Raw genomic sequence first — 15,876 nt, forward strand, 5'->3', positions numbered from 1 at the left:
CCAAACCCCAATCACACAAAATCTAGCAAAACCTATCAAAAGCACAAATCTAGCATAAAATCTAAACAAGCTATAAAACCTTGCTTTCTTGTCCCTTAAATAGTCGCATAATATTTGGTATATGCGTGTAGAGAATGATTAGCCCGATAAGCACGATTGGCGTGTGGCTGTTTATCTGGGCGGTGATGTCTATGCTAGGAGGCAATGGCAAAAGATAGGGAATCACAAAGGTAAGCACCACGCCACTTAGCACGCCTGTAAGCGAGGAGAGTGAAGAGACTTTGAAAACTTTGCCAACCACTGCCCACACTACAAGTCCCAATGCCCCCTCAATAGGCATAAGCAAAATCACCGAGCCAATCGCGGTAGAAACCCCCTTGCCCCCGTGAAATCCCAAATACGGACTATAACAATGTCCAAGCACAGCCAAAATCGCCATAAACCACTGCGCGCCATAAGGCAGTCCCACAGCTTTAGCAAGTGCTATGATGACCGTGCCTTTTATCGCATCAAGTATGAGCGTAGCGATAGAGATTAGCTTCGCTCTTTTGGGGTCGTGCTCTTTTAGTGCGCGATAGACATTTGTAGCACCGATACTACCCGAGCCTATCTTGCGCAAATCAATTCCATAAAGCACTTTGGTAAGCATAACGCCAAATGGTATCCCACCCACAAAAAACGCAAGCAGATAAAACCACAGATTGATATAGTTAGTAAAAAACTCCATTTTTGCTCCTTATTTTGCCTTTTGTCGCAATCCTTGAGGCTAGATTTGCAAAACGCTAGATTTAGAATCTATCATTTTCAAACCTAACTTCTTGTGGATTTTGTTTATTTGATTTTGTGTTTTTGGATATGAGTGCACACAAATCTGTGCATAAATCTAGCCTTTGGATTTAAAAAGCAAAAATACTAGCACAAAAAGGATAATTTAGAATAATCTCATTTTTTGATAGATTTTGATATGCTTGGGATAATGCTTTTTGGCAATGTTTCTATTTGGATTTTGCCACGCAAATCGCGCACTAAATCATAAGAGCGACTAGCCACTTCAAATCTACACAAATCCACTACGATAGAAGCAAATCTCGCTTAAAAACACCTACTATGATGATATATTTCACTTTTTCTAATAAATTTTGCATAGATTTTACACAAATTGACAAATTCTAAATGATTTTGTTACCAAACATTGCGTAGAATTTCTCATTTATATGCCGAGTTTGAGAATCTAAAGTCATTTAGATTTTGCTTACACTTTTGCTATGCGTTCTTAGTGTGGCAAATGCGTAAGCAAACAACCGCATATAAAACACCTAAGGAGTAAGGAGAGTAGATGCGCTATAACATTCTCATTGCCGCGATAATCTTTGTGGGCGGATTTATAGTGGGAAATGGCGCGTATAGCCTCTATAATGCGGATACTCTAAGCTATCTCTCAAGCGATTCTAGCGCGTGCAACAACTGCCATGTGATGAATGAAGTCTATGCTGATTATCACAAGGCATCTCACCACGAGCTAAATTGCATAGAGTGCCACTTGCCTCATTCTTTTGTGCGCAAATGGGCTGCCAAAGCCCAAACAGGCTTAGGGCACGCTTATCATTTCACTTTTGATAAGTCATTGCCACAGCACTTTAGCGCAAATAGCGATACAAAGAAATGGGCGCAAGAGAATTGTATCCGTTGCCACGGCGACTACGCACACAATGCCATAAATCCAACGCTAAATCCAAGTAGCACAAAAGACGCGCTAAATTGTGTCTCTTGCCACAGCAGTGTGGGGCATTTGCGCTAGCTAGTCTAGGCGAAATAAAACACCAACCAAACACCAAAAGGAGTAGAAAATGAACAACAACAAAAAATTGTGGGGAATCCTAGCAGTAGGCTTGATAGTAGGCTTTGTAGTGGCTTATATCACCGCAGACATAGGAGAGAAAAAAGGCGAGCAAATCGCGCTAGCTAGCGCAAATATGGCAGGAATCAGCGATGATGACCCGAGATTTACCACTTGGGGCAAGGCTTTCCCAGAGCATTTGGACTCTTATCTAAAGGGTGCGAACTATGAGCCTGTGCCAACGAAATTTGGTGGAAATCTATCATACAACAAACTTGATAGATTCCCTCAACTTGTGAGAATGTGGGCAGGGTATCCATTTTCGGTGGATTTCAATGAAGAAAGGCATCACTTCTATATCCAATCTGACCAAATGAAAACCGCTAGAAACAACAAAGACTTGCTAAATTCTGCGGGGCTAAAGGCGTTTGGCGGGCAGCCAACTGCGTGTATGAACTGCCACAGCGGCTGGACAAAATGGCTTATTGATAATGTAGCTGGTGGGGATTTTGTGAAGTTTAATAGCGCGAAGTATTGGACAATGATAAAAAATGTCCCAACAATGGACAATCAAGCACCCGATAGCAAAGAGCACACAGGACTTCACGGAGGCACACGAATGGGGCTTACTTGTGCGGACTGCCACTCTCCAAACGATATGAGTTTGCGACTTACTCGCCCAGCTCTCATAGAAGCACTTGTGGATAGAGGCTATGAAAAAGACGCAAAACAAGGCATAAAAGCATCTCGCCAAGAAATGAGAACCCTTGTATGTGCGCAATGCCACGTGGAATACTACTTCAAATCCACAGGCTCAAAAGTCGCCACTATGGGTGAATCTATCGCTAGCAATCCAAATGCAAAATGGCTTGATGGCTCACAAAAGACTTATGAGCAGATTGATTATTGGCGTGATGGCAACAAGCCAACAGAAGTAACCGTAGACGGACTCACACTTGCATTCCCTTGGAGCGAGTGGAAAAAAGGCGAACCATTTAGAATCGAAATGCTTGATGACTACTATGACAAAGTGCGTGAGAAATTCCCGCAGGATTGGGTGCATAAAGAGACAAAAGCTCCTATGATAAAAATCCAACACCCAGAGACAGAATTTGCAAGTGGTGGTATCCACGCTCAAAATGGTGTATCTTGCGCGGACTGCCATATGCCTTATACACGAGGTGGAGCAAAAAAAATCACAAGCCACGAATTTACCTCTCCGCTTAGAGATGTCAATGCTGCGTGCAAATCCTGCCACGCACAGCCTGAAGAGTATCTAAAAGCCCAAGTATATAGCATACAAACTTCTATCGCTTCTATGCAGCGAAGTGCAGAATACGCCATAGTAAGCCTTATCGAGGATATAAAAAATGTCCGCGCTGCTATGGGCAATCTAGCAAAATACCAAACTGATGGCAAAGCTGATGACAAAAAAATCTCTGCCGCGCTAAAAGAAGTGCTTGAATTGCATAGAAAATCTCAAATGAGGGCGGACTTTGTCAATGCGGAGAACTCCACAGGATTCCACAATCCTACTGAAGCAGCTCGCATAATGGGGCAATCTATCGCTATGGCAAAAGAGGGACAAGGGCTACTTGTAGTGCTAGCGCAAAAAGATGGCATAACTATCACTCCTTCCAATCTAGGATTTAAAGAAATCCAAAAATACGCACCGGGACTATTGCGCTACCCAGCTGATATGGACGGACACAAAAAAGGCGACATATACTATGATGAGCACGATGAAAAAGATGTAAATCGCGCACCTGCTAAGGATTTGCTAGAGCTTGATGAAAATCTAGCCCCCTACAACTACAAAAAAATCATCAAGCCTCTCACAAGCGCGAAATAAGGCTAGCTAGCTTAGGGAGGGTTTAAGAAAAAAAGGGGGGGGGGCAAAAAGTGTTTTTTGGTGATTTCGCGTCTATTGTGGAAGTGGGGGAAGTGGAGGAAAAAGATATGACAAATCTAAGGAGGGGGATTTATCCTATCTAGGTGTCTTATCTTGTGATTTTGCTTCTAGCTTTACTAAAAAAGCCTATTTTAGGTGGATTTTTTTACTCCATTTTGTGAGAGAATCTCTTTTGTCTATGGTGTAAATTTTGGCACAAAATCATCGCTAAGGCTTTTTAGCCAAAAAGTTTCTAGCTATTGTTGCGCTAAATCTTTGCACACAATGTGGCTTTTGCCCTTGCTATCTTTTAGTAGATAATCGCCATTTGTATTTAGCTGATTTCCATTTGGCTTTTGCTCCTTTGCAAGTATTTTCAGGCGACATTTATCAATTTTTACTTGGCATTTTATCGTTATTTATTCTAGCTTTTACTTGGATTTTAGGAGTTGCACTTAGCATTCCTTATAGTTTAAAAATACCCTGCATATCACTACACACATACTCTTTTAGATTTGCATTTGTTGTGCCGTTTTTGTTGTAATACACTAGCTTCACACGCACATTTTGCCCTTGATATGTCAAAGCTATGTTTTCAAAAATCTCTCTAAATCCTTGCGCTTTATTTTCTGCGTTTTGCGGGGCGAGGCTCACTCCCTTTGGGTCTATAAACACTATATCAAACTCACTTCCCCGCTTAATCCAAAAGATAAAATCAGGGTAAAATCTCCTCATTTCTTGCGCACTCTCATCAAAGTAAGGGATATAGATTTCATCGACATTTTCTACCAAACGACAAAAACACCACTCACAATCTTTTAGCACACTATCCTCACGCAAGATATAGCCCTGCAAATCACGCAAAAATTCTACCTCACTGCTATGCCTTATAGCATACACGATACTTCCTTTTTCCCTACTTGTGCCTTTTTCATCGATTATGAGTGGATTGTAGTAGTGCTTTGATAGACTAGAATCTAGCTTGTATCCATACACTTCGCATTGCGTGGATTTGCTTGCGTTTGATTTTATGGCTTGTGTGTATTGCTCTATGCTGATTTTGCTCTGCTTTACTTCCTCCATTAGCTGTGCTTCGCTTTTGGTGCTTGGGCTACTGCTTACTAGCTCTTTGATTTTTTTGTTTATTTCATTGATTACCATTTCATCAAGTGTGCTTGTGAATCTCTCAAAATGGCAGATTTCGCCATCTAGATTCACAAATTTACTAAACTCTTTTCTCTTTGCGTGAAAAAACCTATCAATTACCACAAAAGCATTACTAGAGCGCAAGACTTTTTTATTGCCCCGCACTTCAAAGCCCTCATTTGCGCGGATTTTTGCGATAGTGTGTAGTCCCATATCCACACTACTTGCCCCACCACAAAGTAGCAAAATATCCTCATCATAGCTTTTTACATACTCTTGCAGATTTTCCAAATCCACCTTAGAAATTCCGTAGTTTTCATTGTGCTTTTGCCCCTCTTTGTATGTCGGCACGAGCAGTGGCGAAAAATCACGCCGAATTTTAAACCCCTTTATGCTCCCACTTGTCTTAAACGCCTCTATCCCCTCTAGTATCGCCTCTATCGCACTATAATCACTCGCCATTATAAAAAGTGTCTCCACCCCCACGCATAGCGGAGCTAGATTTTCTTTTATGGCTATGTCTATATGGGCTTTTTCTAGCCTTTGACGCACATTTGCAAAAGGCTCGATTCTTACCCCTCGCCCGATAGTTTGGAGGACATATTTTTTGGCATTTTTTGAGCCTATGTTTATAAAGCAGATGAGATTCACGCGGTTGCTATCCCACCCCTCGTTAAAGACTTTGCTACCCATCATTATATTGATAGGCGAAGTGCTATCATTTATGCTACCAAAATAGCCTAATCCCAAATCCTCTCCACTCTCTAGCCCAAGTGATTGCAAATAGTGCTTTTCCCACTCTTTTGTGCTACCAATATTAAGTAGCATAAATGGCTTATTTGCATTTTTGCTTTTAAAAGCGAGTTCTTTATCATTGCCTTTTATTTTGCACGCCTCTACACTAGAAATCCCACCCGCATAAAACACACTCTCCCTCACAGCCTTGCTATCCACACTACGCACAATGTCTAAAAACGCTTCGCTTAGCTCATTTTGAGCGAAATACATATTTGCCTCTTTTAGCTTTGTGGCTAGATTTTGCGCGATTGGCTTTATGTCTATATCATTTGCCAAAATCTGCAAAATCGCTTCAAAATAGAGCTTTACCCCCGCTTCTTTGGTATTTACCTTATCGCTTACAGCGATTATCAAAGGATTGTGATATAGCAATGGCATTGTTTGCAGCGATTCATACTCGCTAAATTTGTCAAAAAGTTTATCTTTGCTTTGTTTTATCGCGCAAAATAGCACAAAACTTTCTATGATTTTCTCTCTTTGTGTTTTCTCATCGCCTTTGTCTCTAAATGAGCGCAAATCGCTATCAAGCACGGCGATATTTTTGCCATAGCCGTCATTATTGAATCGCTCTAAGTTATAGTTAAACGCGCAAGTGTTCAAATCTAGCTCATCTTCAAATGTCGCGCTAAAATTAAATATAAATCCACGCGCAAAGTCATTATTACGCAAAATCTCGCCATTTGGACGCATTCCACTTGCCAAAGCATTGAAGTAGCTTTTGCGCACGGAGTCCTTGCTATCACCTTTGTGCGCTTCATCTAGCAGGATATACCACCCACTTTGTGTGAGGAAATTTCTATAATTTAGTCGCTTTGCCTTTGCGTCTTTGCCGACATTTTCAGCTGTGTCTAGTAAATCAATCCTAGCGATATACACCACCACTTCGCCAAACAAACTCCCGCTAGATTGCGCTCTCTCAAAGTCTTTTAGCTCAATAGGCGTTATTTGCTTAGCATTAAAGGCATTATAGCTTTCTATCTGCGCTCTAAACTGCTCCAAAATCTTATCATTTGGTGCGAGTAACATTATGGGTTTTTTGGGAATCACGCCCTTTTGGCTTAAGCCACCTAGCAAGGCGATAAGTTTTATCATCACAATAGTTTTGCCACTGCCTGTCGCCATCCAAAAACTAGCTCTGTTTATCTCGCTTCGCTTTATTTGTGGCATAAGATTTTGCTTTTGGTATGTGTGATAGGCATTCAAAAGACTAAGCGCATTATCTTGGAATCGCTCTATATTGCGCAAATCTTTGTGATTGTCCTCTGTATCGCCCATATAGAGTTTTAGCGCGATTAGGGCATTTTTTAGCGCGGCTTGTTGGTAGTCTTGGAGTGTGATAGAGTAAGAAAATGTGCCAAATTCTAGCTCACGCAAAAACTCATCAAAATCTTTATAATTCTCTTTGATGATTTCATTTAGCACAAGTTTTTTAGCCACAGGTTTGCTTAGGGATTTTTGTGCCTTACTCATTTTTTGTCCTCAATTTGTTTGGCAAATTTTTCAAACGCGATTTCTATGTCCTCTTTTGTCTTTTGCTTATAGAGGATATACTCTTTATGTGCTTTTTGTATCGCCTTTTTGTGCGACACACTCCCCGCATTATCTAGCACCGCTCGTCCAGAAAAACGCAAAAACTCATTTAGCTTATCAATATGCTCTTGCATTGTCTTTGGCTCTCTATTCATCGCAGATAGCTCGGCAAACTCAAAATACGCGCTTACGATTCTATTTAGTGCTTCTAGTTCATCTTTGTTTAGGTAGTTTTTGGCAATTTCACTTTCTTTTTTGGTCGGCATTTTGCCCTTGAAATTTGTAAGCCCCAAATGCGGCTTATCGCTATCTACGCGCTCAAATATCACCTCACTAGCTGTATATCCGTGTGCAGAATAATGGAGTTTGTTTTGAATAGTTTTAAAAAGCTCGATTGTGCGCTCATCGTCTTTATCATAGTCTATCGCTGTGGAGTAGATTTTTAGCACTTGGGCGTAGATTTTTGCCTCACTAGAGCGAATATCCCTAAGTCGCTCTAATAATTCATCAAAATACCCCTCATTTTGTCCTTTTAGTCGCTCATCATCAAGCGCAAATCCTTTGATAATGTATTCTTTTAGGATTTTACTAGCCCATTGGCGAAACTTTGTCGCGTTTTTGGAATTCACACGATAACCCACCGAGATAATCATATCCAAATTATAATGCTCGATTTCGCGCGAAACTTCCCTATTTCCCTCGTTTTGAACTATCAAGAAAAACTTGATAGTTGATTTTTTTGCCAACTCACCCTCTGCAAAAATATTGTTTATATGCTGATTTATGGCTTGTTTGGTTACGCCAAAAAGCTCGGCAATTTGCCTTTGTGTAAGCCATAGCGTTTCATTTTCTAGCACAATGCTAATGGAGGGTGAGTCGCTAGAATCTTGATAAATCACGATAGGATTATTTGGCATTAGTTGCGTAACAGGCGACTTTTTAGGCATTACTTTCCCACCAAATAAGGCTTTTTAGCTTTGGGTATTTTGCTATGTTGATGCTTTGCACATTTAAAATCTCACCGTTACTATATTCGCACAATTCTATTGTTTTATCCAAAAATAATCGCTTGATTTTCCACCCCATAAGGTTAGCGATAGTTTGAAATATATCAAATTCCGCTCTATATCCACCCATATTTAGCGTTATTGGCTTATCATATTCTTTGTTTAGCTCTTTTATAAGTTTGCGTGATTTGCGATAGTCAATGATAGAATTTTCATCTAAAACATATTCGCAATTTGCCAAAGCCTCTTCATAAGATTCTAATTCATAATATCTAAACGCTCCGCCACCTTTATAATCCACTTCTTTGCTGATACCGCTAGCAAACCCTGCTATGACCTTTTTTAGTCTTGGTAGCACCACTTTATAAAAATGTTCGCCCATCTCTACGCCTACAAATTTTCGTCCTAATTTTAAAGCCACAGCACAAGTTGTCCCACTTCCTACGAAAAAATCTAAAATAGTAGAATTTTGATTGCTTCCTGTCAAAATAGCCCTTTGTAAAATTTTTTCGTGATTCTCTGTTTGAAATCCCCAATCACTAGAATATCCCACCCAATCTGTCCAATTTGAAGTCAATTTTTTTATATCACTTTCTTGTGTTTTTGGATTGCCGTCTATCAATCTAATTTCACTTCATTTTTCCAATTCAAAAATTGTTTCTTGACTTAAAGCCCAATGCCTACCATTGGGTGGCAATAATTCTTTACCCAATATAATTCTAGCCTTACTTGTGTATTTACCATTTTTAATAACTAAGTTATCTTGCGAAAATAAATGAATGTAATCATTTGGGATTGGCGACCATCTTTCACCGGGCAAGTGCATATCTCTCCACTTTCTCTCTTCTCTTTGAATGCCCTGAACATTAAAAATGCAATCATTTGTTTTTCCAAAAAAGAAAAGTGAATCGCTTCCGCTATGATATTTTTTTATTGTTTCTGTAAGTTTTGCTGATTTGCTTACTACAATTTCGTTGATAAAATTATCATCGCCGAAAATGTTATTCAATAAGCTTCTTACTATAAAATTTCCATTATAATCGCACCTTACGAAAATACTTCCTTTGTTGTTTAAAATTTGATTTGCTAATTCCAAACGAGAATCTAACAACGAAGCCCAAGTAGAATCTTTAAAATTTACTTTATAATCAAAACTAGCATTCTCGCCAAGATTAAAAGGAGGGTCGATATAAATCAAATCAATTTTTCCTTGATATTTTGGCATTATGGAGTTTAGGGCTTGGAAATTATCGCTTTTGATTAGCTCACCATTTAGCAAAGACTCCAAATCGCTAAATGCAGAAAGCAAGGCAAATCTACTCTCTTTGCTTAAATGCTTTGTGTCAATGGGCAGAAATTTATATTTATCATTTTGGAGTGCTTGTATTGCTTCGTTCCCTTGCAATGATGAGAGAGCAAAATCCTCGCCTACTAAATTTAGCTCTTTCCATTCTTTGACTTGCGATTCAAAGTGTGAGTCACTAAAGATTTTTGCTAAAAGTGCGTTTGCATTTGTGGCGTTTGATAAAATCGTATTGATACTAAACACATATTGCGTATTTTTGGCAAATTTTGGTTTAAGCCATATCGCTTTTAGCTCCTCCTCAAACGCTACGATAAAGTCAATAATCTCATAAGCTAGATTTTTGACATTTTGCAATCGCTTGATAGAGACTTCCTCCCACTGCTGAAACGCGCTATCTTTGTAAAGATAGCTAAACATCCACAAATCAAACTGCTCTTGCAAAAACTCTTTGGCATTTTTGTGGATAAAGAAGTCGATTTCGTTTTGTTTTTTGTAGCTTGAAAAGAGTTTTTTAAGCGACTCAATGTGCGAATCGGTAGGCTTTTTGGGCAATAAATTATTATCGCTTAGTGCTTTGATAAAATCATCGCTAAATTCATTGGAATTTGATTTAAATACATTGAACGAATCGGGAAATAAATCTTTTTGATTGGTTACTTTTATGGTGATTTGGGGGATTGACAAATTATCCTCTTGCTCCCCCTCACTTGCGGAATGCAACTCTATTGTTCCCCCTCCCTCTGCGGAGGGGGCTAGGGGGTGGGTAGAATTTAACGCACCATTTGTGATACAATCAAGCTTAAAAATCACCTTATTTTTGCTATTATCGGCGTTTTGTTTGTATTCACTCGCATCAAAAAATATGCTAAATCTACCCTCACTATCTTTTTCTGCATTATTTTGCAAAATAAGACTTTGATAGAGTGTGTCGCTTTTGACATAGTAGAGATTTTGTGTTTTGTAAAAAAGGCTTGTGTCTTTGGAATTGCTATAAATTTTGGCATAAATGTTTTTATAAATGGGCGTATCGGTAAAAAACGGCGTGCCTGTCTCATTTAGGTAGCTGTCAAAAAATGTGTAGAGTTTGTTATAAATGTCTTTTGATTCTATGGTGTCATTGCCGATGAGGGCTTTTATGCGTGATTGTAAGTGTGCTTTGATATGTGCGAAATACTGCTCTTTGATATGAAGTAGGTTTGTAAAGCCACTTTTGGTGGAGCTATCGCTGCTACTTGCTTGGCTATTTGCAAACGCGCTATTTGTATTTGATTCTTTTGCCACTTTGGTTTCTTTGTTTGCACTCACTTCCTTGACTTTTGCCCCAAGATAGCAATCCTCTAGCTTACTATAAAACGCCTTTTTGTAGTCCATATCTGCATTCCTTTTTTGCCCCACTACACTATGTTTGCAATTCCTTTGTTTCACGCTAATTTTTCTTAAAAATCTAAAAAAATCAATAGAAAATTATAGCCAAATTTCGCCCTATCTTTATCCCCTTAAGCCACTTTTGATTGGGATTTTAAGCCCGATATTTTAGCCAATTTATGTTAAGATTTTGGCTTTGCTTTGGACTCTTAAACATAAGGCTTTTGCTAGATGAAAACACTGATTTTACAAGACTTCCTAAACCGCTACAAAGACATAAAAGCCCGTGTGCATTCTATGGAGAGCTTCGGTGGGAGCGATGGTCCGGGCGTGCGCTTTGTGCTATTTCTACAAGGCTGTCGCCTGCGCTGTCTCTACTGCCACAATCCTGACACTTGGGACACGCACAGCGGGCAAGAGATGAATCTAAAAGACATTCTTAAAAAGATTTTGCCCTATAAAAAATTCTACCAAAATGGCGGGGGAACGATTTCTGGAGGCGAGCCACTGCTACAAAGCGAGTTTTTGTATGATTTTTTAGTCGCATTGAAGGTGCTTGGATTTCACAGCGCGATAGACACAAGCGGGGTTGTCCCGCTTAAGAAGTCCAAAAAGTGCATAGATGAGGCAAGTATGCTCCTGCTAGACATAAAGGAGGTAGATGAGCGCGACTGCGTGGCACTCACAGGTGCTAGCGGAGAAAACGCGCTAAAAACGCTCCACTACTGCGAGGAGACAAATAAGCCCGTGTGGGTGCGCTATGTGTGCGTGCCAAACTACACTCTAAGCACAGCCAAAATCCACGCACTAGGTAAAATCTTGCAAGGGCTAAAGTGCGTGCAGCTAGTCCAGCTCCTGCCATTTCATCAGCTAGGGGCGCACAAATACGCACAGCTAGGCTTGCCCTACAAGCTAGCAGCCCTCCCCACACCCACAAATGAGGCAATGCAAGAAGCAAAGGGGATTTTGGCGGACTATGGGGTGGTGGTGTGAGATTTCGTAGGGTTTATACGAGGGGTTGCATTGTTTAGAGATTGCGCTTGGTAGAGCCTTTTTAATCAATTTTAGCCAAACTCTAAAATAATCCTAAAGTAGCCTTTGGGAATAGATTTTTGAGGATAAGATTTTGCCGACAAAATTAAGAAAAATCACTTAAAAAAGCAAAACTACAAAAAGAAATCATAAAAGCTAAAAAAAACTAAGACAAAGTAAAAATACGCTAAAGGCTTCACACCTTTAGCGTAGTAGATTTAGGCTTGAGGGGCTTGTGAGTATGGGTGAAGTATCGCGGGGTCTGGGAGCAAGCACACGCTTGATGGGTCTTTGCCCTCATAGTCGATTTTGCTTAGCAAATCTCGTGCAAGATTTATCCTCGCTGCTTTTTTGTCATTAGAGTCCACGATAATCCACGGCGCATAAGGCGTATGCGTGCGTGAAAACATTTTTTCAAACACCGCAGTGTATTCATTCCACAAATCAAGCGATTTGGAATCTATCGGGCTTAGTTTCCACATTCGTAGTGGGTCTGTTTTTCGCCTCTTTATACGGAATTTTTGCTCATCTCGCGAAACATCTAAGAAATACTTAAATATCATTGTCCCGCTTGCGATAAGCATTTGCTCTAGGCTAGAGACTTGGTAGATAAATTGACGATACTCTTCAGGCGTGCAAAATCCCATAACCCTTTCCACACCCGCACGATTATACCAGCTTCTATCAAAAAACACGATTTCGCCACCGCTTGGCAAAGAGCCTATGTAGCGCGTGAAATACCATTGTGTTTTTTCTACTTCTGTTGGCTTAGCAAGTGCTACGATGCGAAATCCACGCTGATTTAGATGCTCTGTTAGGGCTTTTATCGTCCCACCTTTTCCTGCCGCATCGCGTCCCTCTAGGATAATGACGATTTTTTTGTTATTTTTCTTTACCCAATTTTGAAGCTTAAGTAGCTCTACTTGGAGTTTTTGGATTTCGTTTTCATAAAACTCCCTTTTTAGACGCCCCGTTTTTTTCTTAAACACATCTTTAGCGTTTGTTTTTACGGATTCTGGGCGAACCGTAATTGCCTTTTTTGTTTCTTTTTTTTCTGACATTGACTTCTCCTTACAGCGAATGAAATAAAAAGCAATAAATGATAAGAAAATTAACTTAAAATAGACTTTAAATTTCTTAAATTTTGGCTAAAATATCGCATTTTTACCCAAAAGTAGCAAAATCTATCCGCTTTTTAGCCTACACTTCTATAAATCTATCTTTTAGCATCTAGTTATTTGCAAAATCAAAATAGCACCACAAGGCTACTAAAATCTACAAAAAAATTCTAAAATCCATTTAAGGAAAATCTATGCAAACCTCCCCAAATGCCAAAACAAATACTCAAACAAAAGCCCAAACGCCACTAAGCAAAATCTACTTTCTAAATATGCAAATAACAGATGCTATGACTTTGTGCGGGGAAATGCTGGAAAAATACGCCCTTGTATGTGAAAAAGATGGCGATATATGCGCAACTATCTATGCAGCACAAAGTCAAAACGGCACAAAAGAGAATCAGGCGAGATTTAGCGAGTTTGTCGCGTGGTGCAAGGGGTTTTTTGGTGCAAATGTCCTCTTTGGAGATTGCCTAGACTCTATTGCTTTGGAGCGACTAAAAGCCCAAAATCTTATGTGTGCTACCGCAGAGAGCTGCACAGGCGGGCTTCTAGCCTATCATTTTACACGAAACGCTGGAGCTTCTGCGGTGTTTTTGGGCGGAGTGGTAAGCTATGATAACTCCATAAAGCAGGAGATTTTGGGCGTGAGAGAATCAAGCCTGCAAGACTTTGGTGCAGTGAGCGAAAAAGTAGTAAGCGAAATGCTACACGGAGTTATAGATAGATTTGGCGCACAAGTGGCACTAGCTAGCTCTGGCATAGCTGGTCCTAGCGGTGGAAGCGCACAAAAGCCTGTGGGGTGTGTGTTTTTGGGTGTGCAAAAGTGTGGCGAAAAGCCCCTCATAGAGCAGTATTTTTTCACAGGCACTAGGGAGCAAATCCAAGAGCAATCTTGCCAAAAAGCCCTAGAAATGCTACTAAAAATCATATAACCCCTTGACAAAATAAGGCAAAAAACAATATAATCGCGTTTTGCTTTTTATTTGGGCTTTTGGTTCGTATTTTGCTTAAGGCTTTATCTCTAGCTTAGATTTCGTTAATTTTGTTAAGAGATAGGAATCTATGCAAGAGAAGTGCGAAATTTATAAACTTGTTCTTTTATTTGATTTTGTAATCTGTTTTTTGATTCTGTGGTGCTGACCCGCTAGCTCAGTTGGTAGAGCAATTCCCTTTTAAGGAATGGGTCGTTGGTTCGAATCCAACGCGGGTCACCATTTGATTAAGTAGTGGCCCCTTCATCTAGTGGTTAGGATACCACCCTTTCACGGTGGCTACAGGGGTTCAAATCCCCTAGGGGTCACCACTTTTTCATCACTTCTTTTTCTTATCAAAATCGCTGGTCGCTTAGCTCAGTTGGTAGAGCGCCACCCTTACAAGGTGGATGTCATAAGTTCGAGCCTTATAGCGACCACCACGATTTAGCGACTTTTTACTTTCTTTTTGCGTAGATTTGCGTTATGTTTTGCGTGATTGCGCGGATTTAAGGTTGCAGCGGTAGTTCAGCTGGTTAGAATGCCGCCCTGTCACGGCGGAGGTCGCGGGTTCGAGCCCCGTCCGCTGCGCCACTTAGCTTTTTCTCACTTTTTACTTCTTATGCTACACTTACGACACAAAGCCTAGCAATTTTTACTTGACTTTCTCTAAAAATCACATTCCAAAATACACATATATATGCTTTATTGATTGCACCTACCACTAGCACATTGATTTAGCGTAGCTGCGCTAGGGAGTGCGTTATTCCCACGCCTATCATCTCCCTCGCCTACACAATCGCTAAAAGAAAGCGCACTAGCAAATGGCAGATTTGGGGCTTCTCTCACTTCTATTAGCCCTAGCCCTGCTAGGATTGAAGTGCGCCCTCTTGCCCTAGCAGTAAGCCTTGCGCGTAGTTCAGCATTGTTGGTCGCTACCTGCATATATCGCCGAAGCGCGTCAAGCGAGAGAGCGCGTATATTTGTAGGAATCATTACAATGCCCTCATTTGTGTGCAAAATAACCACGGTATGCCCCATTATAGTTTCTCGCTCTGGCAAAAATAGCAACAAAAATGCAAGATACATATCCCCCCTCCTGCTATCCCTAAATAGCCTATCTATCAAGTCCGTTATGCCCTGCGTGTTTGCACTCACGCCAAACAAACTCCAATCATACTGCGGAAGCATAGAAATAGAGCTAGCTATCGCGGTATTCATAGAGTTTAGAAATACGCTTGAAGCTGCGGTTGTGGGAATCGCATAATAATCCTCAATATCTGCCAAAGTATCGTGCAGTATAGAATGCCGTTGCTGAAAACTTGTAAATGGATTGGTATTTGGTGCGGTATCAAAAAAATATCCACCGCTTGTGGGTGGAGAGTTGTGATAGTGCATAAATTCTGCGACTATTTGATATGCTTGTAGCATACACACGCCACAAATACCCTGCGAGTGAGACGCAGAATCGCGCCTTGTGGTATTTATGATTTGCAAAAGCCTCTGCTCCCACGCACCTAGATTAAAATCTGGCGGTAGCTGCATTAAAGGTTGCATTAAAGTGGGCGTTGTCAATAAAAGCGTGTTTGGCTTAGTGTAGATTCTGCGATTTTTTTGCGGATTTTTGGCTAGATATTGCGTGAGTGCAGAATCGTGCGGGGCAAATTTAAATCCATTGCGCTCTAAATAATCATATTTCTCATCATACTCTTTCTTTGCCTTTTCCGTGCTAGAGTCAAGCAGAGATTGCACTTGTGGGTGGGCATCAGGGATTTGTGGAATATTATAATCTTTGCTACACGCGCTAAATGCAATTAGCACAAATACAAGCAACAAAGATTTATGCAATGATTTTTTCATTTTTTCCCCTTA

General features: G+C 40.4%; 11 protein-coding genes and 4 tRNA genes. 8 read left to right on the forward strand and 7 right to left on the reverse strand.

From position 1 onward, the window contains the following. Nucleotides 1-70: 70 nt before the first annotated feature. Nucleotides 71-727 (reverse strand): glycerol-3-phosphate 1-O-acyltransferase PlsY, encoded by a 657-nt coding sequence (gene plsY / locus CQA40_RS02670; protein ID WP_023928770.1) that lies wholly within the window; start codon nt 725-727, stop codon nt 71-73. A gap of 609 nt (nt 728-1,336) precedes the next feature. Between plsY and nrfH the strand changes: the two genes are divergently transcribed. Both nrfH and CQA40_RS02680 read left to right on the forward strand, forming a co-directional pair. Further along, nucleotides 1,337-1,798 (forward strand): cytochrome c nitrite reductase small subunit, encoded by a 462-nt coding sequence (gene nrfH, locus CQA40_RS02675; protein WP_115519428.1) that lies wholly within the window; start codon nt 1,337-1,339, stop codon nt 1,796-1,798. Nucleotides 1,799-1,847: 49 nt separating this feature from the next. Continuing rightward, complete coding sequence (locus CQA40_RS02680) at nt 1,848-3,689, forward strand: ammonia-forming cytochrome c nitrite reductase subunit c552 (protein WP_115519429.1); 1,842 nt, start codon at nt 1,848-1,850, stop codon at nt 3,687-3,689. A 504-nt stretch (nt 3,690-4,193) separates the two neighbouring features. Here CQA40_RS02680 and CQA40_RS02685 read toward each other — a convergent pair. From CQA40_RS02685 to CQA40_RS02695, 4 genes are read right to left on the reverse strand one after another with little or no spacing between them, the layout of a single operon-like run. Beyond that, the gene (locus tag CQA40_RS02685) at nt 4,194-7,142 is read right to left on the reverse strand and encodes a DEAD/DEAH box helicase family protein (RefSeq protein ID WP_115519430.1); all 2,949 of its coding nucleotides are present in this window, start codon (nt 7,140-7,142) and stop codon (nt 4,194-4,196) included. Beyond that, a complete protein-coding gene (locus CQA40_RS02690) occupies nt 7,139-8,149 on the reverse strand; it encodes a virulence RhuM family protein (RefSeq protein ID WP_220271888.1) in 1,011 nt (336 codons plus the stop codon). Before CQA40_RS02690 ends, CQA40_RS02685 begins: the two co-directional genes overlap by 4 nt. After that, a complete protein-coding gene (locus tag CQA40_RS11840) occupies nt 8,142-8,831 on the reverse strand; it encodes a DNA methyltransferase (protein ID WP_408941404.1) in 690 nt (229 codons plus the stop codon). Before CQA40_RS11840 ends, CQA40_RS02690 begins: the two co-directional genes overlap by 8 nt. Nucleotides 8,832-8,843: 12 nt before the next feature. Next, nucleotides 8,844-10,886, reverse strand: coding sequence for a DNA methyltransferase (locus CQA40_RS02695; protein ID WP_408941405.1), 2,043 nt, complete (start codon nt 10,884-10,886; stop codon nt 8,844-8,846). Between the two features lie 225 nt (nt 10,887-11,111). Between CQA40_RS02695 and pflA the strand changes: the two genes are divergently transcribed. Further along, entirely contained in the window at nt 11,112-11,873 is a 762-nt protein-coding gene (gene pflA, locus CQA40_RS02700) for a pyruvate formate-lyase-activating protein (RefSeq protein WP_115519431.1), read from the forward strand. Nucleotides 11,874-12,130: 257 nt separating this feature from the next. Here pflA and ppk2 read toward each other — a convergent pair whose 3' ends face one another. After that, the gene (gene ppk2 / locus CQA40_RS02705; protein WP_023928779.1) at nt 12,131-12,973 is read right to left on the reverse strand and encodes a polyphosphate kinase 2; all 843 of its coding nucleotides are present in this window, start codon (nt 12,971-12,973) and stop codon (nt 12,131-12,133) included. 251 nt (nt 12,974-13,224) lie between these two features. Here ppk2 and CQA40_RS02710 point away from each other — a divergent pair, with 251 nt between their 5' ends. From CQA40_RS02710 to CQA40_RS02730, 5 genes are all read left to right on the forward strand, one after another. After that, nucleotides 13,225-13,965 (forward strand): CinA family protein, encoded by a 741-nt coding sequence (locus CQA40_RS02710; protein ID WP_115519432.1) that lies wholly within the window; start codon nt 13,225-13,227, stop codon nt 13,963-13,965. 206 nt (nt 13,966-14,171) lie between these two features. Continuing rightward, a tRNA-Lys gene (locus CQA40_RS02715) sits at nt 14,172-14,247 on the forward strand. Nucleotides 14,248-14,261: 14 nt separating this feature from the next. Then, nucleotides 14,262-14,336: transfer RNA gene (locus tag CQA40_RS02720), tRNA-Glu, on the forward strand. Nucleotides 14,337-14,371: 35 nt separating this feature from the next. Beyond that, nucleotides 14,372-14,447, forward strand: a tRNA-Val gene (locus CQA40_RS02725). Nucleotides 14,448-14,521: 74 nt separating this feature from the next. Further along, nucleotides 14,522-14,598 (forward strand) — tRNA-Asp (locus CQA40_RS02730). Nucleotides 14,599-14,709: 111 nt separating this feature from the next. On the opposite strand, the gene CQA40_RS02735 is transcribed toward CQA40_RS02730, so the two are convergent. Beyond that, a complete protein-coding gene (locus tag CQA40_RS02735; RefSeq protein ID WP_115519433.1) occupies nt 14,710-15,864 on the reverse strand; it encodes a DUF1561 family protein in 1,155 nt (384 codons plus the stop codon). Between the last annotated feature and the right edge of the window lie 12 nt (nt 15,865-15,876).

It is taken from the genome of Helicobacter sp. MIT 01-3238, from assembly GCF_003364135.1.
Lineage (GTDB): Bacteria > Campylobacterota > Campylobacteria > Campylobacterales > Helicobacteraceae > Helicobacter_B.